This is a genomic window from Stenotrophomonas sp. A3_2, assembly GCF_036624925.1.
In the GTDB taxonomy this organism is placed as follows: Bacteria; Pseudomonadota; Gammaproteobacteria; order Xanthomonadales; family Xanthomonadaceae; genus Stenotrophomonas; species Stenotrophomonas hibiscicola.
In genome coordinates this window covers 340,384-364,465 of record NZ_JAZKVY010000358.1, presented here as the reverse complement: position 1 = coordinate 364,465, position 24,082 = coordinate 340,384, and the positions used below count along the sequence as shown (strand labels likewise).

Below are 24,082 nucleotides of genomic sequence, written 5' to 3'. Positions count from 1 at the left end.
TGAGTTTCAGCAGATCAGAAGTGGTGCGGGCCTTTTGGCTTCGGCCTCAGCTCGCGTGCTCAGGAATTACAGCGAGTTCAGCCACTCAGCGACATCTCGCGTTTTGGCGAACAACCCCCGCCGACCTGGCAGCGGAAAGGTGCGAACCGGCAAAAGTTCACGCTGGACGGCTCGGCCGAAGGTGCGGCCGTTTGGAAAGCCAAGGTTCCGCTGGAGGTCGCTGCCGCCCATGAGCTCCCCATGCCGCTCTAGCAGCTCGCGACTGAGTTCGGTGGAGACTGCTGCTTCTGGATTCTGGATAGGCATGACGCAACTCCTAGCTACCGTTGGACCCCATCATGCACAATTGCAGCCAGTTCTAGGGGATTCTTTAGTCCCGCTTCAGAAGATCCATAAGTATGCCTCGTGGCAAGATTCCAACAGACGTGGCGCTGGTCGTCCGCAATAGCGTGTGGGCCTGCGTTGTGCGAAGGCTGCATGGCGATCGACTGACCTGGGATGATCTTGATCAGTTGCTCTTGCCTAGAGTTGGGCTCGATATACACGCGCAAGCGGCCAACGGTCGTCCCCGATCCTTCTACCGGTTCTTCAGCAAGGGGCATCATCCAGGGAAGCTACGCGGTCCTGGTGGATACTTGATTGACTCGGTGCATGGGGATCCAGCGTTCGCGGCTGCAAAGGAGGCCTTCGAGCATCCGATCTGGATGATCTGCAGCACAGAGGCTCCCACTGCGGAGCAATTGCGGGGCGTACGTCGATCACTAATGGAGCGTCTTGGGCTACTGATGCCGTCCATCACCGAACGCCTGGTGGCTTCTCATCACAATCTCCCTGGCCTCAGCAGCTATGCGCCAAGTCGGGTAGATGCCTTGGAGTCCATGTTCAACGTGGCCGAAGGTGGCTCCTTGGACGCGATAGGCCTGTGTGCGTGTAACTATCTGTTAGCTATAGACAGCGGTAGGCTCGAGACTGCAGTAGATGTCCGGGATGCACTACGCTGGGCAATTATTCGTTTTTGTGCTGTTTGGGGATTGCGCCCCGACGCATGCACGGCAATCCAGCTGTTGATGGAGCAGCGGGTGGTCAGGCTTCGTAGGGGATCGCTGTTGCCAAAGGATGTTGGGTTTCCACTTGGCAATACGGATTCCAGCGCGTTTAGTAGCAATTCGGCGAAGGGGGTATTCTTCGCAGATGACTATCCGTGCATGCTTCCGGTGACTCCTCGCACAGGTGGGGTGGATACATTCTTCGCCCGGTTTCACTCGCACTATCTTGCTTTCGTGAATGATCTGACAAGGCAAGGAGCATTCGCGCAGCTGGCTGGGACTGAGCTCGGCGGATCTTTGCCGACTCAAGATGCAATTGACGACCTGTTTCTTGGGCTGCTGGACGTGCCGGAGGATGTTTGTCACGGCGAGGTTGCAACTCTCAAGCAGTTTGCGCCAATCAGTCCGGTAGCGGCATGCGTGGCGGAAGTCCTGCCCACTTCTAGCATCGGAAGCTCGCCTTACACCCGCATCAAGCCTCTGGGCGCAGTGCTTCTGAAGTTCATGCGTTCTGTCGACATGCTGGTTGACGTTGAGCATCCGCATCCCATGGTTGATGAGCCGTGAGATGCGCCTCCAGGATCTTTCGTTACCTTGAAGTGGCGTCAACAAGGGAGAGGTATCAACGCTAGCCGCGCGGTGGAGGTCACTGTTCTTGCGGGGAGATGCGCATGCTGGTTCTGCAATGCATGCCGAGCCTTTTAAGCTATGGTCAGTACGAAGAGGTCGCCCCAAAGGGATTTCCTTGAAGCGCTGAACCTCTTATTGCGAAGGAATCGTCAGTCAAGCGCGCCGACAGGGCTTATGAATGCTTTCCCTTCTAGCTCGGATGGTGCGCTGGAGGCCACCACTTGACCAGCCAGTCCTGTGTAGCCAGAACTGGCAAGAAGCCATTTGCTCAAAGTGGTCGCATGCTCGTTGAGCGGGATAGTGGGGTGGGCACTAGGCGTGAGCCTAGTGGTACGCATCTGAAGAAGACTGAGCCTTAGCTCAGTAAAGTCAGTCTTTGAGTCGCTTCTCAAAGTCGGCAATGAGCTTGCCCAGGGATAGGCCTGTCAGGCGCGCTATGTCCCTAAGCTCCACGACGTCAACCCTGCGCTTCCCTGTCTCAACATCGCTAATGAACGACTGGCTGCGCCCCAGCTTGCTGGACACTTGTACTTGGGTAAGGCCAGCAGCCAAGCGCGCGTCTCTGACGGTCTCAATCAGGGCGGCGTATTCCTTGCGATGGATTGTCTTGGCCACGGCCGCACCCTGGTTGAGCGGCTTCAGAAGCTATATCCAGTTCTCCGATATCTAAAAACCAGATATCCTGTGCTTCTCATTGACAGGGGAAGGGCATGATCAAAGAACAACGTCGACGCGACGCAGCTGGCTGGGGCAGGCAGGGCTTGCTGCTTGCTCTGACGGTCCTAGTTGCCGCCTGCAGCGGTCCAGTAGACAGGAAGTTGGTCACTGACGGCACGCAGGAGCAATACAGAGCGTCGATTGACGCAATTGACGCCGAGCTGAGTGCCCATGAGCGGGATGCCTTCAACTGGGCCGTTGCCGGCCTTGATCTGGCTGAGCTGAACAAGGCCTACCCGAATGCATCTATAAGACAGGTGGTTAGGGGGCACATCAAGCAGATTAGGGATGCCCATCCAAAAGAAATTCTTGCTCTGCAGGAGCAGGCCAACGCGCAGCGGCCGACGATCACCGAACTAGAAAGAGTGCGTGCGAGTGGCGCAACGTTACGGATCGAGGACAGCTTCTTTGGCCCGAAGCCGGTCATTGAGGCGCGAATTGCGAATAGCTCAACTTTGGCGCTCAGCCAGGCCAGCTGGGCGGCGACGCTCTACATCAATGGCGAAGCTCAGCCCACGGCAAAGTCGCGGGTGCACAGCGACTTCCGATCGATTGATGGCCTCAAGCCGAGCCGCGGCGTCACGGCGCGCTTCAATGTTGGCTTCGTAAAAGGTGATGATGCGTGGTCGACACTGGCAATTCGACAAGCGTCTTCAACGCGAGTCGAGCTCGAACTAATTCCTCAGACGGCTTTGGACTTCAATGACAAGCCCTACATAGCTGCCAACTATAGGGAAAAGATCCAGTCTCTGGAGAATCAGCTTAAGCAAGCCGAGAAGTTCTCAGATATCTGACTCATTGGCGTTCCGCAACTGCGTCCGATGACCAAGCGCAGCGCGGAACGCTCCAGATCCAAGTGTCCAACTGCTGATGAGGATCCTAGCGCTCAATGCGACCGACCATCCTTGCTCTCGATCTCGAGGGGACGCTGATCTCAAATGCTGTCAGCCAGATTCCACGCCCAGGGCTTTATCAGTTCCTTGAGGTCGCTCATGAACTCTTCGAGCATCTGGTCATCTACACCACGGTCCCTGAGGCAGCTTTCCGCAGGATTTCGCGGCTGCTGGTCGAGGAAGGGAGCGCGCCAGGCTGGTTCGCTGAGTTGCCATATACATTCTGGGGAGGGGCAACGAAGGACCTCCGGTATGTGTCTCCGATCCTGGGTGCAGCGCTGTTGCTGGACGATCACGCGGACTACATCCATCCGGGGCAGGAGCGCTATTGGATTGAGGTCTCTTTGTTCGGCGCTCCATATGACGCGGATGACGCCGGCCTGGAAGTGGCCCTTGAGATGCTGAAGGAACGATTGGTTGTTCCGTTGTAGTTGGTGTGCTTAGTGAGTGGGTTGGCGGGTGCAGCTCTTCCAGCCAGCAGCGCCGGTTGCTGCATAGGAATGGGCTGTCGTTCAGGAGATCCGACATGATTCGAACAAGTTTGACCCACCCTTTAGCTATCGCGGAACTCCCGGTTGGCGAAAGGGGAGGGGCAATTGGTGTGACCTTCGCGCCAGGTAAGTACCAAGAAGTTGCGATGACGGGGGCATGGGCGAGAGACATCGATGTGGATGTCTCTGTGATTCAGTGTTGGGGAGCCAGCCACCTGATCACGCTACTCGAGCCGTGGGAGTTCAGTGAGTTGCGGATCGAGTGCTTGCCTCAAGTGGTTGAAGGGCAGGGCATCTCATGGCATGGCCTTCCAATCACGGATGGCGCAGCACCTGACCAGAGGTTGCTCGAACGATGGCCAGTACTGGGGTCAATGCTCGTTCGGAGTTTGCATTCGGGCCTGCGCATTGTGGTCCACTGCAAGGGTGGGCTGGGGCGAGCCGGCACTGTCGCAGCGATGCTTCTACTGCAGTCAGGGGCTGAGCGAACAGCGCAGGCTGCCATTGGCTCGGTGCGACGTGTCAGGCCGGGTGCCATCGAGACCGCTGTCCAGGAGGATTTCCTGCAGCAATGGGCACAGGGACTGCGCTCGTAGTTGCCCTTCCAGATCAAACGCGTGGCGAGCTCATCAGTCGTTCAAGGCCAGCCCTGGCTATTGGCGCCACCGATACCTACGCGATCTAGTCGACCGCTGACACCGGATTCGCTGGGTCGCGCGCCCACTAGTGGACGCGGCGCGGAGAGTATCCGCTAAAGCCTCCAGTCGCTACTTGGCTGCAGCCAGTACTGTCTGCCCAGAGGGATAAACGTCTCCATTGCCACGTCCAAGATCAACGGCTGACGCCAGCCATGGCCTGGCACGAAGCAAAAGTCAGTCGGGCCAAGTGCTCCCGATTGAACTCGGCTAACGAGCCAAGTGCATCTCCTGCTGATCTCTCGATCAAGTACCCGACGGGCGGCCTCCTCGTCCAGATCAGCTTTCAGGAACTCCGACGCAACGTTGCGCATGCCGGCCCACAGTACATACCTCTTGCGTCCCAAGCTCAGTGCATTCCACTCCGGGAGCTGGGTCGATCTCAGGCCATTGCCCAGCGTGGGAGATAGCCGATACTTGCGTAGCAGGTTGGCCAGGTATGCACGGGCTTCGCTCTCTGCGAGCGAGGTTCCCAAGGTCCGTTTGGCAGTGGACGGGCATTCGGCAGCCCATCGGGTAAGCGTACTGGTCAACCTGGCCTCCAGACTCACGTCCTGACGTGACCAAGCGGCCTGATAGGTCCATGCCAGAGGCTCATACAAGGACCTCGCCCCGGAATTGGGGGCTGCGATGGGAATGCGCTGCAGTACGCGAAGTGAGGCAAGCGTATCGAGTGCGGCTGAGGCCAAGCCCTCGGCGGCAACAGGCCCGCTTACGGTCCTTGAGCGCTCCAGTGCGCACCAGGCGCAGGCTAAGAACGGGCCGATTGAACGAACGAAATCGTCCAACTCTGGCCAATGCGAAATGAGGGTCGGTTGGGTGACAACATAGGCCACTTGTCTCTCAGATCGCTCGCCTAGCTCACCAGCATAGCAGCGAGGCGAGTCCGCGTCTATCTGATCTTCAGATATCGCCACACTGCTGTCCGTGGCTGCGCTGGAGTTGTGAGTGAAAGTCCCGTCGCTTCCTCCAGCGGTGTTCTAGGTTCTTTGGGGAGCCGTGCTATGCCGAGGAGCGCGAGTAGGCCATTGAGCATGGACGAATCAGTGGTTCAAGTTCCATGTCGCGCGGCCGATACAGCCCTGTCCAGACTCCTGGCGGGTCGTCCCGGCCACGAATCCAGTCGATGGCATCCCGTTTGCCCAGGAGCTCCGGAGCGACGTTCTAAGTACCCTGCCATGTACTCAATTCAGAAGATCATCGACCTGCTGCTGCTATTGGGCGTTCCTTCGCTGCTCTTCATTGGCGCTTACGTTCTGCGCCGCCCCAAAAGAGAGCTCAGTTGGGAGCCGGTGCTGGATCAGCGAGTTCATTGCTGGAAATGGTGCGCCTATGGCTTCATTTTTCTCTTGTATGTTCCCGGGACGACGTTGTATCGAACGTTGATTCCTACGGGTTGTGATGGACTTGTTTGCGTCCAGTTCTTCACCGCGAGTGGATACCGTATCGCCCCGAGCGAACTTCATGTTGTTCTCGTCGCAACTGCCGTTTTCGCGGGGTACTTCTTTGCGCGTGTTCGAGCTTCGTACTCACCGATTCCTACCAGGGCCCGGGGCTACGTCCTGAAGGTTGCCTATCATGGCAAGGGGGAGTACTCGCCACACTTGGAGATAGCCCGCCAAGTTCGCCGGCGTCAGCTCAGAGCGGAGCTTGCTGAAAGGCGTAGGCTTGAGCGGGAGGGCTTCCACCTATGGTTAAGATCCGTACGGCCGTGGGTTTGCACGTTGGCCAGAGGCTCTACTGTTGAGCTACTTAGCCCCATGCTGTCGGGAAGGGACCCACTCACTCTTGTCAGGTGGCTATCTCGTAGCGGCCCCATACATGATGTAGTCCTTCTTTCTAGGCGACTTCGTTGGTGTGAGGCGTTCTTCTACCACCTCACCGTGAATCATCGACTTTCCTTCAAGTCAGTTCGATCCGAAGGCATACGATTCAGGGTCGGCTGAAGGCCCCACTCATCACATCCTGTGTGTCTTAGGGCGATACACGATTCTGGGAGGCCGGGCGTATTGGCTAACTGATTGAGTCAAGTCGAGGGCCAGAGGCGGTGGCATTTGACCTTCGGCTTAGCTGAAGATAGTCCAGTGACATTCAGTTCATGAGTCGGCCGCCACCGAACCCACTCGCCCTTTCCGGGCTTTAGTTGAGCCCATTCTCCACTTCAGGCGAATGGGCGGCATATCACGCTCAATGATAGCTCGTGCTCGCACTCACCTTGCCGCGGAAAACGCGGTATGACCAGGCGGTGTAGCCCAGGATGACAGGAAGCATGACCGCCAAGCCGACCAGGCTGAAGCCAAGCGACGACACTGGCGCTGCTGCATCCCAGATCGTCAATGCCGGGGGGAGCAGGTACGGCCACATGCCGAGTACGAGGCCTAGGTAACCCAGGACAAACAACGACAGGCTCAGTAGGAAAGGGGCAAGATCATGAGTGGGGCGTTTCTCCGCGCGCCACAGCGCCACTGCCACGGCGAGCGTAAGAAGGGGGACGGGGGACAGCCACCAGAAATTCCCGTCACTGAACCAGCGAGTCATTAGTCGCAGATCAAGGAACGGCAGCCAGCTGCTCACGAGCCCCATGGCCACGATCACGGCGACCACCAGGGGGCGGGTCAGGCGCCTGGCAAGTGCGTGGGTTCGCCCCTCGGTCTTCAAGATTAGCCAGGTGCCTCCAAGCAAGGCGTAGCCGGCAACCAAGGCTGCTCCGGTAAGCATGGCAAAGGGGCTGAACCATAGGAATGGCCCGCCAGCGTAGGTGTCACCAGTCATTGGCACGCCTTGCACCACCGTGCCAAGAATCACTCCTTGAGAGAACGCGGCCAGAAGCGAGCCAAGGCCGAAAGCCACGCTCCAAAGCCTCTTGGAGCGATGGGCTTTGAACCTGAACTCAAAGGCGACCCCCCGGAAAACCAATGATACAAGCAGCAGAAGTACTGGAAGGTACAGGGCCGAAAGAAGCGCTGCATAGGCTGTTGGAAACGCTGCTAGCAATCCGGCTCCGCCGAGCACCAGCCAGGTTTCGTTGCCATCCCATATTGGGGCAGCGGTGTTCATCATCACATCGAGCTGCTCTTCATCCTCGGCAAAGGGCGCGAGAATGCCAATACCGAGTACGAAGCCGTCGAGGACGACGTACATCAGGACGCCGAAGCTGATGACGGCGAACCAGGCGATGGGCAACCAGGTCATCGAGTCCATGTCAGCGTTCCTCAGAGAGATTGATCAGCGGCCGAGATAGGCCGTGCAGGTGTGCGATCACCACCCTCTAGCGACGGACTTCCGTCTTGGGCATGTGGGCCATGTCGGAGGATCTTGACCAGATACCAGATGCCCCAACCAAATACGAACGCATATCCAGCGACATAGACCGCGAGTGAGATCGCTGTCATCCAGGCCGTTTGCGGTCCCACGGCATCAGCCGTTCGCAAAACGCCATAGACAATCCAAGGCTGGCGCCCCATCTCGGTGACAAACCAGCCGGCCACCAAAGCAACGAACCCACTTGGAAGCATCCAGTTCCAAGCGCGCAGCAGGGCCCCGGAATCGAACAGCTTACGGCGGGCCAGGGTGAAAGCAGAAAGCCAGGCGAGCAGTAGCATGAGGGTGCCTATCCCAACCATGATCCGGAATGCGAAGAACACAGGCGTGACCGGAGGTCGTTCGCTCGCCGGTACGGATGTCAGCGGTGCGAAGGTTCCATCCATGGAGTGAGTCAGGATGAGGCTGCCAACACGCGGAATCGCGATCTCAAGATCGTTCCGCTCTTCCTTCTCATTTGGTACAGCGAAGACGACCAGCGGAACTCCTTCACCTTCTTGGCCCTGATGCCAGTGAGCCTCTACCGCTGCGATCTTCATCGGCTGGTGCTTGAGGGTGTTCAGACCATGCATGTCACCCACGAAAATCTGAACAGGAACGGTAATGGCCGCAAATATCACAGCCGCCCCAAGCATCTTGCGGCCGGCTTCGACGTGCTCCTTACGCCGCAGGTACCAGGCGCCAACACCACCCACCACGAAGCAGGTTGTTATGAATGACCCTATTGCCATATGGGCCAGTCGATAGGGGAACGATGGATTGAACACAACCTCGAACCAGTCAACCGGATGGACCACTCCGTTGATCATTTCGTAGCCCGCAGGCGTATGCAACCAGCTGTTGGAGGCAAGAATCCAGAACGTTGAAAAGAGCGTTCCAAGTGCGACCATGCATGTGGAAAAGAAGTGCAGGCGTGGTGATACTCGCCCCCAGCCGAACATCATCACTCCGAGGAAACTTGCCTCCAGGAAGAAGGCTGTCAGGACCTCGTAAGTCAGTAGGGGGCCGATTACGGTTCCGGCGATCTGGCTCAAACGAGGCCAGTTTGTGCCGAACTGGAACGCCATGACGATACCGCTTACCACGCCCATGCCGAAGGACACGGCAAAGATCTTCTGCCAGAAGAAGAACAGATCCCGCCACACCGGGTTGCGGGTTCGAAGCCAGCGCCATTCCACGAAACCAAGCCAACTGGCCAAGCCAATGGTGAAGGCAGGGAAGAGCACATGGAAGCTGATGAGAAAGCCGAACTGAATTCGGGAAAGGAGGAGGGCGTCCATAACGATCCCAATAGGGGGTGGGTGGTGGCTAGCGGCTCAAGTTCCGATGGTGCCTAGCAATTTCATCGGCGGAGATCCTTGCTCATTGCACGGCAGGCGTCATCTGGCGTCATACGGCTGCTAGGTGTGCAGCTTCCAAATCGAGTAGGCGCTGGGGGTGTGAATAGATGTTGAAGCCATCCGAGCGCGCGAAACCGACAAGACAGATCCCTGCGGCCTTTGCGAGATCTATGGCTAAGGCTGTGGGTGCCGATACCGCTGCAACGATCGCCATGCCTGCATAGGCGGCCTTACTCACCATTTCGTAGCTAGCACGGCTAGATAGAAGCACGAGACCTTCGTTGGTTGAAGTCGATGAGCGCCTCATTGCACCAATGAGCTTATCTAGTGCGTTGTGCCTGCCCACGTCTTCGCGTACCACTTCGATAGCTCCGTCCGGGAGAACCCATGCTGCTGCGTGGGTTGAGCCGGCAGCCTCGTTCATTGGCTGTAGCCCTTTTAGCGAGGACAGTGCTACGCGTAGCGCCAAGGCGGAGTAGGTGGTGGGTCGGTCGATTGGCAAAGGCATTCTGAGCACTTGCTCCAGTCGACTAGCTCCACATAGCCCGCAACCGCTACGCCCGGGTAGGTTGCGGGTGGCGTCGTTGGGCATTGACACGATGGGCGCACTATCTGTGACTTCCATCGCCAGCTCAATGCCTTCCAGCGATGGCCTCACTTCAATCCGGAGAAGTTGGGAGGGATCAGAAATTGTTCCCTCCGTCATGGAAAAGCCCAGCGCAAAGTCTTCCAGATCCGTTGGGCTGGCCATCATCACCGAGAAAGGACTGTCGTTGTAGAGCATCGCGACAGGCACTTCTTCGGCAACGCTGTCCATGATTGAGCCGCGCTCGCCACCACGCCACCGAAGGGTTCTTCGATATGCGATGCCGCAGGGCTCGTTGGCAGGTACTGGGCTGGGCGCTTGCATGGAGATGAGGCCTGGCGGGGAGGGAAGCCGGTAACGATGATCTGGGCGTGCAGGGTCCCTCGGGTCGGGGACTTCTTAGTGGTTTGACAGTGCGGAGAGTATCCCAAGGCGTACACCCCGCTGCGGTCAAAATTTACAAATGTTCGCAGATGGACAGTTTGGCTGAGTTGATCCGACATTCTGTTCGAGGGGCTGTGGCCCGCCTGTCCGCTACATGTGCCTGTAGCTAGAAAACGCCCGATAAATTAGATAGTTACAATCGATGGCGGGTGGCGTGAAGACCTGTTCGTGGTGAGGGCCAGGATGAGCGCTTCGGGTCCGTTGAGGCACTCGTATCGGACACCAGTGCCTCGATTCGATCCCCGGCGTGTACGCCGGACGTCTTGTCTGGGCAGGGTGGACATACTGTCCGTGGAAGGGGAGGCCGTCGCGTGCTTAACTTTTCCCACTCCCAATTGCATGCTGCGAGTGCCTGTCATGTCAGAGCAGAAGATCCCCCGTTACAAAGCCTACGACCATCCTGCCGGTGGTTGGGGTGCCGCCGGTGCAACCGCCAAGGTTCTGATGCAGCAGAGCGTCATTGCCAAGGGATCTAAAGCGCTTTTGTCGATGAATCAGCCTGGGGGATTCAAGTGCCCCAGTTGCGCTTTCCCGGATGCAGATCACACCAAGAAGCTGGAGTTCTGCGAAAACGGTGCGAAGGCCTTGGCATGGGAGGCAACCAAGCATCGCGCCACGCGTGAGTTCTTCGCGGAGCACACTGTCCAGGAGCTGATGGCGCAGTCCGACTATTGGCTGGAGATGCAGGGTCGATTGACCGAGCCGATGCGATATGACCCGGTATCCGACCATTACGTTCCTTGTAGCTGGGATGAGGCCTTCGCGCTGATCGGGCGACACCTGCAGGCCCTGTCCAGCCCGCATGAGGCTGAGTTCTACACCTCGGGGAGGACGCCGAACGAAGCCGCGTTCCTGTACTCGATCTTCGTGCGCGAGTTCGGAACCAACAACTTCCCGGACTGCTCGAACATGTGCCACGAGCCGACCAGCCGGGGGTTGCCGCCGGCAATTGGTGTCGGCAAGGGCACTATCGTGCTCGATGACTTTGAGCATGCTGAGGCCATCTTCGTCATCGGCCAGAACACAGGCACCAACTCACCACGAATGATGTCCAACTTGGTGGAGGCGCGGAAGCGTAATGCTCCAATTGTCGCGGTCAATCCTATGCCGGAACGTGCGCTGATTCGCTTTGCCGAGCCCCAGGACGTCGTGCAGATGGCCACGTTTGGCTCCACCGAGATTTCCAGTGAATTTGTACACATTCGCATCGGCGGTGACCTGGCCCTGATCAAGGGCATCATGAAGGCTATGTTCGAGCGGGAAGCGGCCGGCGAGTCTGTTCTCGATCACGAATTCCTGACCGAGCACACCGTCGGGCTGGAGGCATTGCGTGAAGAAGTGATGTCCCTGGAGTGGAGCCAGATCGTCCAAGTGTCCGGGATCAAGAAGGAGCAGATTCTGCGTTGTGCAGAGATCTACATCCGTTCCCGTGCGACCATTATCTGCTATGGCATGGGCCTGACCCAGCACCAGCAAGGATCTCGCCTTTTGCAGCAGGTTGCCAATCTGCTGATGCTGCGCGGCAACTTCGGAAAGCCCGGGGCGGGCATTGCTCCTATTCGCGGCCATTCCAACGTGCAAGGCGACCGTACCGTCGGCATTGATGAGAAGCCGACGCAACGCTACCTGGACCAAGTTCGCGACGTGTTCGGGTTCGAACCGCCGCGCGAACATGGGCACCATGTGGTTGAGTCTATTGAGGCGATGCTGGCTGGAACCGCCAAGGTCTTCATCGGCATGGGCGGGAACTTCATCCATGCTGTTCCTGATACCGAAATTGCCTACAGGGCAATGCGTGGTCTTGAGCTTACGGTTGGCATCGCCACCAAACTCAACCGTGGCCACCTAGTGCATGGCAAGGAGGCGCTGATCCTACCGGTGGTGGCGCGCTCGGAGTGGATCCATACCCCGCTGGGTGAGCAGTTTGTCACCATTGAGGATGCCATGTCGAATGTCACCGCATCCCGTGGAGTACTGGAGCCTGTGAGTGAACATGTTCTTCCGGAAGTTGAGATCGTGTGCCGCATGGCAATGGCAACACTGCCGGACAGCAAGGTCGACTGGGCAGCTTGCATGCACGATTACAACCATGTTCGTGAGCTGATCGCGGCGGTCTATCCCAGCATCTACGCAGACTTCAATGAACGGATCCAGGCGCCGCGTGGCTTCCACTTGGACATTCCGCCGCGCCGCCGTGAGTGGCCGACACCTAACGGGAAGGCCAATATTCTGGTGTTGCCGGGTCTTGAAGTGAACGACCTGGTCGAGGATCCCACTATGCTTCGGCTGGCCACGGTTCGCTCCCATGACCAGTACAACACGACAATCTACAGCTACAACGATCGCTATCGCGGTGTGTATAACGATCGAATGATCCTCTTCATGAACCTGGAAGATCGAGTAGCACGAGGGATTGGGAAGGAGGAACAGGTGAGCCTCGAGACGATCTCCAGTGATGGCGTCTGCCGGCGGGTCGATGGGTTGACTGTGCTTGACTATCCGATGCCGCGTGGCGCGATTGCGGGCTACTACCCTGAACTCAATCCACTGCTACCTCTGGATTACTTCGATCGCATCAGTGGTACCCCCGCGGCGAAGTCGATCCCGGTCAGGGTGGTCATTTCACAGTGATTGCGCCGGCATGTCGTAGGGAGGACTAAGAATGTCAGCCGAGCTCATTCGGGCGCCAGAGCCGGTAGGTGAGGGCGCACTGGCAGATCATCCCCGCCAACTCACCGACGGTTTCGGACGCAGCTTTCCGTACCTGCGCCTTTCGTTGACCGAAGCCTGCAACTTCCGTTGCAGCTACTGCCTGCCCGACGGCTACCAGGCCGATGGCCGCCCGCGCTTCCTGCAGGTGGAAGAAATCGCGCGCCTGGTGCGTGCGTTTGCCGCGCTGGGCATGAGCAAGATCCGCCTGACCGGCGGCGAGCCCAGCCTGCGCAAGGACCTGGATGAGATCATCGCCACCGTGGCGGCGGTGCCGGGCATCCGCAAGGTGGCCATCACCACCAATGGCACGTTGCTACCGCGGCGCCTGCCGGGCTGGCACCGCGCCGGCCTGACCGCGCTGAACGTGAGCATGGACAGCCTGCAGCGCGAACGTTTCAAGACCATCACCGGGCATGACCGCCTGCCGGAGATCGAACAGGGCCTGGCCCTGGCGCAGGCGCTGGGCCTGCCGGCGATCAAGCTCAATGCGGTGCTGCTGCGTGGCCTGAACGACGACGAGCTGCCGCAGTGGATGGACTACCTGCGTGACCGCCCCTTCAGCGTGCGCTTCATCGAACTGATGCGCACCGGCGACAACGAAGCCTATTTCCAGCGCCACCACCTGCGCGCCGACGTGGTGATCGAGCAGCTGCTGGCGGCTGGCTGGCACGAACGGCCGCGCGCCGCCGATGCCGGCCCGGCGCGTGAGTACAGCCACCCGGACCATCGCGGCACGGTGGGCATCATCGCCCCGTATTCGCGTGACTTCTGCAAGGGCTGCAACCGCCTGCGGGTGACCGCCAAGGGTGACCTGCGGCTGTGCCTGTTCGGCGAGTTCGGCGTGCCGCTGCGCCCGCTGCTGCAGAGCGACGACGACCATGACGCGCTGCTGGCACGCATCACCACACAGCTTGGCCTGAAAGCGGCCGGGCATGGACTGCACCAGGGCCAGACCGGGCTGACCCCGCACCTGGCTTCCATCGGAGGATGAGCAACACGATGAGTGGGGAATTGAATGCGGCCTTCCATATGGCCGATGTCCGCGACAAGCGCATCACCCGCCGCCGTGCGGTGGCGGTGGGCGAGCTGCATGCCGGTCCAGTGGCCTATCCGCTGATCGTCGAGCGCCGCCTGCCCAAGGGCGATGCGCTGGTGATGGCCGAGATTGCCGGCCTGCAGGGCGCCAAGATGGCCTCGATGCTGATGCCGCTGTGCCATCCGCTGCCGCTGGAACTGGTGCAGGTGTTCTGCGCGCCGGTACCGGAACGGCAGGCGATCCGCGTGTGGTGCGAGTGCGCCAGCGAGGCGCGCACCGGCGTGGAGATGGAGGCACTGGCCGGCGTCAACGCGGCGCTGCTTACCCTGTACGACCTGAGCAAGCCGGTGGAACCGGCCCTGCGCATCGAAGGTATCCGCCTGCTGTTCAAGGAAGGCGGCAAGCGCGGTGTCTGGCTGCACCCCGACGGCATGGACGATGCCGAGCGCACGCGTTTCAAGCCGCGTGCGCCGAAGGGCCTGGAGGGCGCGGCCTGCGCGGTGATCACGCTGAGCGATCGCGCCAGCGACGGCACCTATGAGGATATCTCTGGCCCGACCCTGGTGACCGGCCTGAAAAAGCTGGGCGGCGAGGTGGTGGCCGCTGAGGTGTTGCCCGATGGCATCGAGCCATTGGCGGGCCGCCTGCAGGCCTTGGCCGCCGAGGGCGTGCGCCTGTGCCTGTGTACCGGCGGTACCGGGCTGGGCCCGCGTGACCTGACCCCGGAGGCGCTGCGTTCTTTGAACGCGCGGCCGGTGCATGGCCTGGCGCAGATGGTGCGGGCACTGAGTGCACAGCACACGCCGATGGCCTGGCTGAGCCGCGCCGAGGTGGTGCAGCTGGGCAACATGCTGGTGTTCGCGCTGCCCGGCAGCCCGAAGGCGGCGGCGCAGTGCCTGGACATCCTGGCGCCGGTACTGGGCCATGCCCTGGCGATGGTCGAGGGTGGTGGCCACTGATGATTGCCTACAGCGAAGCCCTGCAGCACCTGCTGGACGCAGCCACGCCGCTGCCGGCCGAGCGCCTGCCGCTGCATGAGGCCGGCGGCCGTACCCTGGCCAGTGACATCCACAGCGGGCAGTCGTTGCCGCCGTTCGACAATTCGGCAATGGACGGCTTCGCGCTGCGCGCCAACGGCGCGACGTTCGAGGCCGGTACCGAATTCGCGGTGCAGGGCTGGCAGGCGGCCGGCGATGCCGGCGCCGAAGGCGGCGAGGGTGCATGGGAAATCATGACCGGTGCACGTATGCCGTCCGGGCTGGATACGGTGGTGCCGGTCGAGAACGTGGAGATCCTCGCCAGCGAGGAGGGACGCCCGACCCGCATCGCCTTGAAGGCATCGGTGAAGCCGGGCCAGCATGTGCGCCTGCGCGGCCAGGACGTGAGCGAAGGCGAGCGCGTGCTGCAGGCCGGGCAGGTGCTGGATATCAATGCGCGCACCCTGCTGCATGCCATCGGCGTGGGCCAGGTGGCGGTGGTGGCGCGGCCGAAGGCGGCAGTGATCGCTACCGGCAAAGAGTTGGTGACCGAGGCGGCGCAGGCGCTGGAATCCGGCCAGATCCGTGACAGCAACCGACCGTACCTGGTCGGCCGCCTGCAGGCCGCCGGTGCCGAGGTGGTCTGGCAGGGCACGGTGGGCGACGACGTGGTCGCGTTCAATGCGGTGCTGGATGAAGCGCTGGCCGCGGGCGCGCAGGTGCTGATCAGTACCGGCGCGGTGTCGGCCGGGCGCTACGATTTCGTTCCCGATGCGCTGCGCGGCCGTGGTGCGCGCATCGTGTTCCACAAGGTGGCGATCCGCCCGGGCAAGCCGCTGCTGTTCGCCGTGCTGCCCAATGGCGCGCTGTACTTCGGCCTGCCGGGCAACCCGGTCTCCGCTGCTGTGGGCCAGCGTTTCTTCGTCGAGCCGGTGCTGCGCCGCCTGTTGGGGCTGGCGCCGGAAGTCATGTTGCAGCTGCCGCTGCAGGCCGACGTGCGCAAGCCGCCGGGCCTGCGCTTCCACGCGCGTGCGCGGGTGGAAATGGACGGTCAGGGGCGCCTGAGTGCGCGCGTGCTGTCCGGGCAGGAGTCGTTCCGTTTGATGTCCATGCTGCAGGCCAACGCCTGGGTGGTGCTGGAGGCTGAGGGTGACCTGGCCAGCGCCGGCACCTACGTGCGCGTGCAGGGCTGGGGTCACCACGAACCGGTGCAGCTGGTGAGCCAGGAGTCATGATGAAACAGGTGAATCTGCAGTTGTTCGGTGCGTTTTCCGATCTGGATGCCAGCCGCGAGATTGCCGTGGATGTGGCCGGTGGCACCGTGGCCGATCTGCGCCAGGCGCTGCGCGAGCTGCTGCCGGTGCGTTGGCCGGGATTCCGTGCCGGCCTGCTGGATTATTCGGCGTTCGCCGACCAGCAACGCGTGCTGCGCGACCACGAGGCGCTGCCCGACGATGGCCGGGTGGCGATCCTGCCGCCGGTGAGCGGGGGCTGAGCGATGAGCGAGAAGATCATCGCGAAGGTGGTGGACCGCGCGCAGGCGGCGATCGATCCAGCCGAGGGCATTGCTGCGGTCTCTGATCCGGGCTTCGGCGGCATCGACGTGTTCATCGGCAAGGTGCGCGACGTCAACATCGGCCGGCCGGTGACCGGGATCACCTACGACCTGTTCGAGCCGCTGGTGTTGAACGAGTTCAAGCGCCTGGCCGCCGAGGTCGAGGCGACGTTTGGTCCGAAGCTGAAGCTGTATGTGGCCCACGCCAAGGGCCGGTTGGGCATTGGCGATGTGGCGGTGGTGGTGGCTGCCGGCAGCCCGCACCGCGACGAGGCGTTCCGCGCCTGCCGGCAGTTGATCGAGGTGGTCAAGCACCAGTGCCCGATCTGGAAGCAGGAGCATTACGAGGACGGCGACAGCGAGTGGACCGAAGGCTGCAGTCTCTGCCATACGGATAACGAACCCACGCAAGCTCATGACAATGCCCATGAATGTGCACACGATCACGAACATTCCCACTGACGGCATCGTGCTGGCCGGTGGTCTTTCCAGCCGGATGGGCCGTGACAAGGCGCTGCTACCGTGGCACGGGCGAACCCTGCTAGAGCACATGCGTGGCCTGCTGCGACAGGCAGGTGCGGAAAGGGTATGGGTGAGTGGCAACTACCCGGCCTTCGGTGGCATTCCTGATCGCGTGGCACGCTGCGGCCCGTTGGGCGGGCTCTACAGTGTGGCCATGTGCATGCCGGACGCTGCCGCTCTGGTGCTTCCGGTGGATACGCCCAATGTGACCCCGGCGTTACTACAACGGTTACGTGATGCGCCTTCGGCTGCCTGTGTGCTGTTTGCGGAAGAACCCCTGCCGATGCGGTTGCAGATTGATGACCATTGCCGGCATGTGTTGCGGGAATTGATCGAGAATCCGGCGGCGCACCGCTCGCTACGCGCCCTGCGAGAACGCTTGGGCGCAATCGAGCTGCCACTGGCGGATAGCGAATACGACCAGCTACTCAACTGCAACACCCCAACCGAGCTCGAGTTCATTGCATCATGAAAGTCCAGCTACAGCGGCAGGCAGTTCGTCTGCGCGTTGATGAAGAGGAGCTAGCGCAGTTGCTGGCCGGCGAATCGGTGGAGAACCTGACGCGGTTCGGCGGCGATCGCGGCTGGGGCATGGTGCTATCACTGCATGCAGGGCAACAGGCGGTGCTTCTGGAGGGGAGCGAGTACTGCCGGTTGATGCTTCCTCGCGAAGCGGTTCAGTCCTTGGCATCACGTTTGCCCTGTCGTGATGGTCTTGGTTTTGGCATCGCGCTGGGTGATGACATCTCGCTGCAGCTTCAATTCGATGTGGATGTACGAGACAGCCTGCGCCAACGAGGTCCGCACCGTCGTGCACCCTCTGCCTAGCTCTGGGCGGGCCACCTATGTAGCGCCTGCGATGCCAAGGATAGGCGGTGAAACCGATCTAAACCCAACCAAACGGGGAAACCAATGATGAAACGAGCTGGACTGTTGTTGCTGGGACTGCTGGCCACGGTGCCGGCCTGGGCGGCCGAGCTGACGGTGTCGGCGGCATCGAGCCTGACCGAGAGCTTCCGCGAACTGGGCACCGCCTATGAGAAGGCGCACCCGGGAACCAAGGTCGATTTCAATTTCGCCGCGTCCGGCGTGCTGCTGCAGCAGATCAGCCGCGGCGCACCGGTGGATGTGTTCGCGTCGGCCGACGAAACCACGATGGACCAGGCCCAGCAGCAGGACCTGCTGGCGGTCGGTACCCGCGAGGTGTTCGCAGTGAACGCGCTGTGGGTGGTGGTGCCGCCGCAGGCCAAGGCCGCGCCGCGTACCCTGAGGGATCTGGCTGGTGCCGGCGTGCAGCGCATCGCACTGGGCAACCCGGACAGTGTGCCGGTCGGCCGCTATGCCAAGGGTGCACTGGAAGCGGCGGGCCTGTGGCCGTCGGTGCAGGGCAAGACCATCACCACGCAGAACGTGCGCCAGTCGCTGGATTACGTGGCTCGCGGTGAAGTGGACGCCGGCTTCGTCTATGCCACCGATGCACAGGCGATGCCCGACCGGGTGCGCCGTGCCTTCGCGGTGCCGGTGACGGGGCGCATTGCCTATCCGCTGGCGGTGACCAAGGTCAGCGCGCAGCCCGCCGAAGCCAAGCGCTTCACTGCTTTCGTGCGTTCGGCACAGGGCCAGGCGATCCTGGCCAAGCATGGGTTCGGCAAGCCCTGAGGCATGGATCTCGACTGGAGCGCGCTGTGGTTGTCGCTGAAGGTGGCCGGCTGGGCCACCGCGATCAATCTGGTGCTGGGCGTGGCACTGGGCGCGCTGCTGGCGCGGCGGCGATTTCCCGGCCGTGAGCTGCTGGATTCACTGCTGACCCTGCCGATGGTGCTGCCACCGACGGTGCTGGGGTATTACCTGTTGGTGCTGATCGGTCGCAACGGCCCGATCGGCGCGTGGCTGCAGTCGTGGTTCGGCATCAACCTGGTGTTCACCTGGCAGGCTGCAGTGATTGCTGCGGCGGTGGCCTCGCTGCCGCTGGTGTTCAAGCCGGCACGCGCGGCGTTCGAGGAAGTGGACGGGCAGCTGGAGCAGGCCGCACGCACGCTGGGGGTGTCCGAAGCGGCGGTGTTCTTCCGCATCACGTTGCCGCTGGCCTGGCGCGGCATCCTCGCCGGGCTGTTGCTGGCGTTTGCGCGCGCGATGGGCGAGTTTGGCGCGACGCTGATGGTGGCTGGCAGCATTCCCGGCCGCACGCAGACGCTGTCGATCGCTATCTACGAGGCGGTGCAGGCCGGCCAGGATGGCAAGGCCAACGCGTTGGTGATCCTGACCTCGGTGGTCTGTATCGTGATCCTGTTGCTGGCCGCGCGGCTGGTAGGCGGACGTCGCCGGGAGCTGCGCGATGTGGCTTGACCTGCAGGTGCAGCGTCGCCTGCAGGCGGCCGGCCAGGATTTCGTGTTGGACGTATCGCTGCAGTGCACGCAACGCCAGGTGGTGCTGTTCGGACCCTCGGGCGCGGGCAAGAGCCTGACCTTGAAGGCGGTGGCCGGGCTGCTACGGCCGGGCCAGGGGCATGTACGGCTGCAGGGGCAGACCTTGTTCGATGCGGCTACCGGCGTGGATCTGCCGCCGCAACGCCGCCGGCTGGGCTACGTGTTCCAGGATTACGCATTGTTCCCGCATCTGAGCGTGCGCCAGAACGTGGCGTTCGGTCTGCAGAAGGGCTGGTTGAATCCGCGGGTCGGCCAGCGCTTCGATGCAGTGGAGCAGTGGTTGCACGCATTCCGCATCGACACGGTGGGCGATCTACTGCCCTCGCAGGTCTCCGGTGGCCAACGCCAGCGTACCGCCTTGGCGCGCGCCCTGGTGACGCAGCCGCAGGCGCTGCTGCTGGATGAACCGTTCTCCGCGCTGGACCATGATCTTCGCCAGCACCTGCGGCAGGAGCTGGAGGCCGTGCTGGACGGGGCCGGCATTCCACTGTTGCTGATCAGCCATGATCCCAACGACATTGAGATATTTGGGGGCCAGATCGCCCACATCGAAAATGGGCGACTGATCTCTCCTCCCGGCTCGCGTCAGAGGCCGACCCGTCAGCCCCGCCTTCTACCATCCTTAGTCAGCTCCCCAACAAGCCCGGGTCTTGAGGGGAAGAGCAACCATCAGTCGGTCGGAGACTCAGAGAGCCCAAAGCCACGATACATCTGCCCGCGAGCCGCGCAAATGGGAGACGACCCTGGAGCATAGGCATCTCTATGCCGGTAGGCGAGCGGTAGGGCCTGGACCTTCTTGCAAGGCGGATCGACTCGCCCGCGCTTGGCCGCGCTGCGTGGCTCCGGCCGAGGCGGGGACAACGCGCACCCAGCGCTTCCCATATGGCCGAATTGGCGTAATGATCCGCTCGAAGGGAGCGAGACTTCTCCAGCCTCCCGTGGCGGCCGACCGCCGAGGGGCTTGGAGGGGCACGGAGGCCATTGGCGCTCTGGGCAATATGGCGAGGAGTCCCCCGGTCCGTTTGGCCACCAAGAGGTCGATACGAGGCTCGTAGGGCAAGAATTCCGGATTGGCATATGACTGAGGTCGACAGCATTGAACGTCTAAGACTGGCCTTTGGTGCACAACGTCCTACGTCGTGAGAGGGGGTGTTTTGTTCGATATGTCACCCGTCATCTAGCGGTCGAGAGATCGAAATGAACTCGACCACGAATCGACGGAACTAGCCACGCTTCACTTGTACTGAGGGAAACATGACGCCAAAGAGCGCCAACCAATCTTCCGAAGAGCGCGCAAACGGCGATCTTGCTTGGCCGGACCTTGCGCGCTCATCGATACTGATCGTTGACGACGAACCTGGCATGCGTAGCTTCTTGGTTCGCGCCTTGCGACCGCGATGCAAAGCTGTGGAAGCTGCAGCTGACACCATTGAAGCGGAGCAGCATCTGACGGAGCGCCACTTTGACATCGTGATTGTGGACAACGTGTTGCCAGGGAAGAGTGGCATCGCGTGGCTGGAGGACCAGCGCAGGGGAGGGGTCTTGGCCGACTTCATTCTGATTACTGCGTACGCAGACTTGGATTCCGCTATCGGCGCTATCCGCGCGGGAGCGGCTGATTTTCTTCTCAAGCCTTTCAGAACCAATCAGTTGCTGGCCGCTATATCGCGCTGCCTGGAACGCGGTCGCCTACGGCGCGAGAATGCCATTCTCCGTCACGAGCTACATGGCTCCGGTGCACCAGCTGCGCTTCGAGACAGGCTCACAGGTAGCTCGCGTGCGATTCAGGCCACCAAGGATCTGATCGCGAAGGTCGCACCACTGCCCAGTAGCGTGCTGTTCACTGGAGAATCCGGCTCTGGAAAGGAGGTTGCCGCAAGATCGCTGCACGCGTTGTCCGCTCGGGCATCTCATCCTTTCATTCCAATAAATTGTGCAGCTGTTCCCAGCGAGTTGATTGACGTTGAACTGTTCGGGAGTCTCAAAGGAACGTTCAGTGGAGCGAACTCGTCTCGCCAAGGACTGGTCGCCTATGCAGAAGGCGGAACATTGCTGTTTGACGAAGTCGCTGATCTTCCCTTGGCTCTCCAAGGAAAGCTGCTAAGGATGCTTGAAGATAGACGGATACGACCAGTTGGCGCAGATCGGGAGATTCCGATCGATGTCAGATTCATCTTCTCAACCAACAAGAATTTGGTTGCGGAAGTGAAGAATGGAACATTCCGGTCGGATCTCTACTATCGCATCAACGTTCTCGAGGTGTCGCTTCCTCGCCTTCATGACCGCGGCGCTGATGTGTTGGAGCTGGCGGCGGGCTTCATGCGTGAGCTGGGGCTGCAGCTTGGCCTTCAACCGATTCCGATCGACGAAAGGACCCGGGCATATCTTCAGAGCTACTCGTGGCCCGGGAACGTCCGCGAGCTTCACAACTACGTTGAGCGTAGCCTGATACTCGGACACTTTCCGACTCAGCTTGAGCGGTTGGAGTCACTCTCTGACCCACGAAGCCGGCTGCTCTCGGAGGTCGAGCGCAGGCACATCCTTGCAGTGCTTCGTGAGACTGGCGGAGATCGCGAAAGAGCGGCCACGATCTTGGGCATATCGCGAAAGACGATTGATCGTAAGTGCTCCAGTTGGAATGTATCAGCCTAGGAATCTGCAATGAACCGAGCGCGCTCAGTTCGCTTCCGCCTGCTTCTAATCGCGATCCTTCCAATGTTTGTGATCCTGCCGGCTATCGTCGGCGGACTCATCTACCAATGGGATTTGCGCTTCGACCGACTGCTCGCCTCGAAGGTTGGCGGGGACCTGAAAGTTGCGGGACAGTACATGAACCAGCTGCTCGTCAACGACCGCGCGACGCTGGCTGCGATTGCTGATTCGCAGAGCTTCCATGGCGTCATTAGCCAGGGGGTCAACAAGAATGCAGAGCTTGGCAGCCTACTGGCGTCGAAAGCCCAAGGTGGTTCACTAGACTTCATCGCACTGTTGGATTCAAACGGTCGCTTGTTGGCTAGTAGCGAGCCGGCCTCGCCAGCTGAGCTTGACTTGGACTGGTCAGTCATCGAAAAGGCCCTGAAGGGAGCGTCCAGCGTGGAGGTGGGGGTGGTAAGCCGGGACGATCTGATGGAGATCTCCCCAAAGCTCGCCGCACGGGCCGAGGTCATTCGTCCGCATAACGCAAGGAATCCTGTCGATTCGGCCCAGAGTGAGAAGCGGGGCCTAATGATTCAAGCTGCAACGCCGGTTGCACTGCCAAACAATCAGGTCGGCGTCTTGATTGCGGGTACTCTGCTGAACCACAACACCGAATTCATCAAGCAGATCACTGATCTTGTCTACCGAGATAAGGCCCTGCGTACTGGCGCAACAGGGATAGCCTCCATCTTCCTTGGTGATACCCGCATCAGCACCAATGCGTTGTTGGCGGGAGGGAACCCGGCGTCGGGGACCCGGGTGTCTTCTGAAGTGGCCGAGGCCGTGCTGGGCCAGGGAAAGACCTGGCAGGCAAGAGCCTACGTAGTCAATGATTGGTACATCGCCGGCTATATGCCCATTCTCAATGGCCGGGGTGTACCCATTGGTATGCTCTTCGTGGGCTTTCTGGAGGAACCATTCACCACGGCCCGTCGAAATTCCATCGGAGCGATCGTGTTCGGTTGCCTGCTTGTTGCAGTCATCACCGTACCCCTTTTTCTGCACATCGCTCGCGGCGTGTTCAAGCCACTTGAGCGAATGGATCAGGCAATTGGACGGGTCAAGGCGGGTGACCGCAGTGCTCGCTCCGGAGCAGGGGCATCCAATGATGAAATCGGACGTGTCGCTTCGCACTTGGACCAACTGCTCTGTCAGCTGGAAGAGAAGGAACGACAGCTGGTCGCCTGGAACGAGGAGCTCAATTCCAGGGTGGAGGAGCGAACTGCTGGTCTCGCACTAGCCAATAGACGGTTGGAAGAGACGACCCAGCACCTGATTGTCACTGAGAAGCTGGCAACAATTGGCGAGATCGCAGCAGGAATAGCGCACGAGATCAACAATCCGCTTGCCGTCATGCAGGGGAACCTCGAGCTTCTGCGTGACTCGATCAGGGAGCCCGAGGGTCAGCGGTTTGGAGAAGAGATTGACCTCATTGAGGATCAGATTGGGCGTATCAGCGCCATTGTTTCCAAGTTGCTGCAGTTCTCCAAGCCCAGTGAGTACTCCGGTCATAGTGAGCTGCTAGAGCCTGCCACGCTGATGTTGGAGACGCTGCCCCTGATTCAACACCTCATCAAGCGCCATCCCGTGAAGATAGAGGAGAACTTCCTGTCCACACGGCTCGTAGCGGGCAATCGGGGCGAGCTGCAGCAAATTCTTGTGAACCTCATGATCAATGCAATCTATGTGATGCAGAAGGGTGGAACGCTGGGATTGGCGACGTTGGACGTTGACGACGTTCATGGTCACCCTGGCGTCGCTTTGCGAGTATCAGATACTGGAAGCGGCATTCCTCAGGACATTCTGGTCCGAATTTTTGAGCCATTCTTTACGACCAAACATCGTCAAGGTACCGGGCTGGGTCTTTCCATCAGTCAGATGCTTGCCAACCGCCACGGTGGCAGCCTGTCTGTAGAGAGAACCGGCCTGACAGGGACCGTCATTGAACTATGGATGCCCGAGGCTGCCGACGATGAACTGCTTTAGACCTGCT

The 24,082-nt window shown here is 60.6% G+C and carries 21 protein-coding genes and 1 pseudogene; 17 read left to right on the top strand and 5 right to left on the bottom strand.

The features are described 5' to 3' along the window. Window positions 1-66 precede the first annotated feature (66 nt). Window positions 67-306: a hypothetical protein gene (locus R5H29_RS20845; RefSeq protein ID WP_049399270.1), complete on the bottom strand. Its 240-nt coding sequence runs from the start codon at window positions 304-306 to the stop codon at window positions 67-69. Between the two features lie 119 nt (window positions 307-425). On the opposite strand from R5H29_RS20845, the gene R5H29_RS20840 reads away from it, so the two are divergent. Continuing rightward, a complete protein-coding gene (locus R5H29_RS20840; protein WP_146257381.1) occupies window positions 426-1,613 on the top strand; it encodes a hypothetical protein in 1,188 nt (395 codons plus the stop codon). Window positions 1,614-2,045: 432 nt separating this feature from the next. On the opposite strand, the gene R5H29_RS20835 is transcribed toward R5H29_RS20840, so the two are convergent. Next, window positions 2,046-2,291, bottom strand: coding sequence for a helix-turn-helix domain-containing protein (locus R5H29_RS20835; RefSeq protein ID WP_017354505.1), 246 nt, complete (start codon window positions 2,289-2,291; stop codon window positions 2,046-2,048). Between the two features lie 95 nt (window positions 2,292-2,386). Between R5H29_RS20835 and R5H29_RS20830 the strand changes: the two genes are divergently transcribed. The 3 genes from R5H29_RS20830 (at window position 2,387) to R5H29_RS20820 (ending at window position 4,373) form a co-directional block, all read left to right on the top strand. Then, window positions 2,387-3,187, top strand: a complete 801-nt coding sequence (locus R5H29_RS20830; RefSeq protein ID WP_017354504.1) for a hypothetical protein — start codon at window positions 2,387-2,389, stop codon at window positions 3,185-3,187. Between the two features lie 95 nt (window positions 3,188-3,282). After that, window positions 3,283-3,717 carry an NIF family HAD-type phosphatase gene (locus R5H29_RS20825; RefSeq protein ID WP_017354503.1) on the top strand — a complete coding sequence of 145 codons (435 nt, stop codon included), beginning with the start codon at window positions 3,283-3,285 and terminating at the stop codon, window positions 3,715-3,717. Between the two features lie 95 nt (window positions 3,718-3,812). After that, on the top strand, window positions 3,813-4,373 hold the full coding sequence (locus R5H29_RS20820) for a cyclin-dependent kinase inhibitor 3 family protein (RefSeq protein ID WP_026070517.1): 561 nt from the start codon (window positions 3,813-3,815) through the stop codon (window positions 4,371-4,373). A 2,286-nt stretch (window positions 4,374-6,659) separates the two neighbouring features. Here the strand turns inward: R5H29_RS20820 and cydB are convergent. The 3 genes from cydB to fdhD all read right to left on the bottom strand — a co-directional run bounded on the left by cydB (window position 6,660) and on the right by fdhD (window position 10,043). Next, window positions 6,660-7,673, bottom strand: a complete 1,014-nt coding sequence (gene cydB / locus R5H29_RS20815; protein ID WP_017354501.1) for a cytochrome d ubiquinol oxidase subunit II — start codon at window positions 7,671-7,673, stop codon at window positions 6,660-6,662. Between the two features lie 11 nt (window positions 7,674-7,684). After that, window positions 7,685-9,073 (bottom strand): cytochrome ubiquinol oxidase subunit I, encoded by a 1,389-nt coding sequence (locus tag R5H29_RS20810; protein WP_017354500.1) that lies wholly within the window; start codon window positions 9,071-9,073, stop codon window positions 7,685-7,687. A gap of 109 nt (window positions 9,074-9,182) precedes the next feature. Beyond that, window positions 9,183-10,043, bottom strand: coding sequence for a formate dehydrogenase accessory sulfurtransferase FdhD (gene fdhD, locus R5H29_RS20805; protein WP_026070516.1), 861 nt, complete (start codon window positions 10,041-10,043; stop codon window positions 9,183-9,185). 477 nt (window positions 10,044-10,520) lie between these two features. Here fdhD and R5H29_RS20800 point away from each other — a divergent pair, with 477 nt between their 5' ends. The 13 genes and pseudogenes from R5H29_RS20800 to R5H29_RS20740 all read left to right on the top strand — a co-directional run bounded on the left by R5H29_RS20800 (window position 10,521) and on the right by R5H29_RS20740 (window position 24,075). Beyond that, window positions 10,521-12,794, top strand: a complete 2,274-nt coding sequence (locus R5H29_RS20800; RefSeq protein WP_026070515.1) for an FdhF/YdeP family oxidoreductase — start codon at window positions 10,521-10,523, stop codon at window positions 12,792-12,794. Between the two features lie 31 nt (window positions 12,795-12,825). Beyond that, window positions 12,826-13,866 carry a GTP 3',8-cyclase MoaA gene (gene moaA / locus R5H29_RS20795; protein ID WP_017354497.1) on the top strand — a complete coding sequence of 347 codons (1,041 nt, stop codon included), beginning with the start codon at window positions 12,826-12,828 and terminating at the stop codon, window positions 13,864-13,866. 8 nt (window positions 13,867-13,874) lie between these two features. Next, on the top strand, window positions 13,875-14,870 hold the full coding sequence (gene moaCB, locus R5H29_RS20790) for a bifunctional molybdenum cofactor biosynthesis protein MoaC/MoaB (protein ID WP_043396339.1): 996 nt from the start codon (window positions 13,875-13,877) through the stop codon (window positions 14,868-14,870). Next, on the top strand, window positions 14,870-16,123 hold the full coding sequence (gene glp / locus R5H29_RS20785; RefSeq protein WP_180855161.1) for a gephyrin-like molybdotransferase Glp: 1,254 nt from the start codon (window positions 14,870-14,872) through the stop codon (window positions 16,121-16,123). The genes moaCB and glp overlap by 1 nt, the downstream gene beginning before the upstream one ends. Then, on the top strand, window positions 16,123-16,383 hold the full coding sequence (locus tag R5H29_RS20780; RefSeq protein ID WP_017354494.1) for a MoaD/ThiS family protein: 261 nt from the start codon (window positions 16,123-16,125) through the stop codon (window positions 16,381-16,383). Before glp ends, R5H29_RS20780 begins: the two co-directional genes overlap by 1 nt. Window positions 16,384-16,386: 3 nt before the next feature. After that, on the top strand, window positions 16,387-16,905 hold the full coding sequence (locus tag R5H29_RS20775; RefSeq protein ID WP_332329749.1) for a molybdenum cofactor biosynthesis protein MoaE: 519 nt from the start codon (window positions 16,387-16,389) through the stop codon (window positions 16,903-16,905). Next, window positions 16,871-17,437, top strand: a complete 567-nt coding sequence (locus tag R5H29_RS20770) for a molybdenum cofactor guanylyltransferase (protein ID WP_180855159.1) — start codon at window positions 16,871-16,873, stop codon at window positions 17,435-17,437. The genes R5H29_RS20775 and R5H29_RS20770 overlap by 35 nt, the downstream gene beginning before the upstream one ends. Next, the gene (locus R5H29_RS20765; protein WP_032966746.1) at window positions 17,434-17,793 is read left to right on the top strand and encodes a hypothetical protein; all 360 of its coding nucleotides are present in this window, start codon (window positions 17,434-17,436) and stop codon (window positions 17,791-17,793) included. Before R5H29_RS20770 ends, R5H29_RS20765 begins: the two co-directional genes overlap by 4 nt. An 87-nt stretch (window positions 17,794-17,880) precedes the next feature. Beyond that, a complete protein-coding gene (modA, locus tag R5H29_RS20760) occupies window positions 17,881-18,624 on the top strand; it encodes a molybdate ABC transporter substrate-binding protein (protein WP_180855157.1) in 744 nt (247 codons plus the stop codon). Between the two features lie 3 nt (window positions 18,625-18,627). Next, window positions 18,628-19,311, top strand: coding sequence for a molybdate ABC transporter permease subunit (gene modB, locus R5H29_RS20755; protein ID WP_005413347.1), 684 nt, complete (start codon window positions 18,628-18,630; stop codon window positions 19,309-19,311). Beyond that, window positions 19,301-19,960, top strand: a pseudogene (locus tag R5H29_RS20750) (ATP-binding cassette domain-containing protein); the annotation flags it as partial. The gene modB and the pseudogene R5H29_RS20750, both read left to right, overlap by 11 nt. Window positions 19,961-20,646: 686 nt before the next feature. Next, on the top strand, window positions 20,647-22,044 hold the full coding sequence (locus R5H29_RS20745) for a sigma-54 dependent transcriptional regulator (protein WP_099596072.1): 1,398 nt from the start codon (window positions 20,647-20,649) through the stop codon (window positions 22,042-22,044). Between the two features lie 9 nt (window positions 22,045-22,053). Further along, window positions 22,054-24,075 (top strand): cache domain-containing protein, encoded by a 2,022-nt coding sequence (locus tag R5H29_RS20740; RefSeq protein WP_180855153.1) that lies wholly within the window; start codon window positions 22,054-22,056, stop codon window positions 24,073-24,075. The last annotated feature ends 7 nt before the right edge of the window (window positions 24,076-24,082 follow it).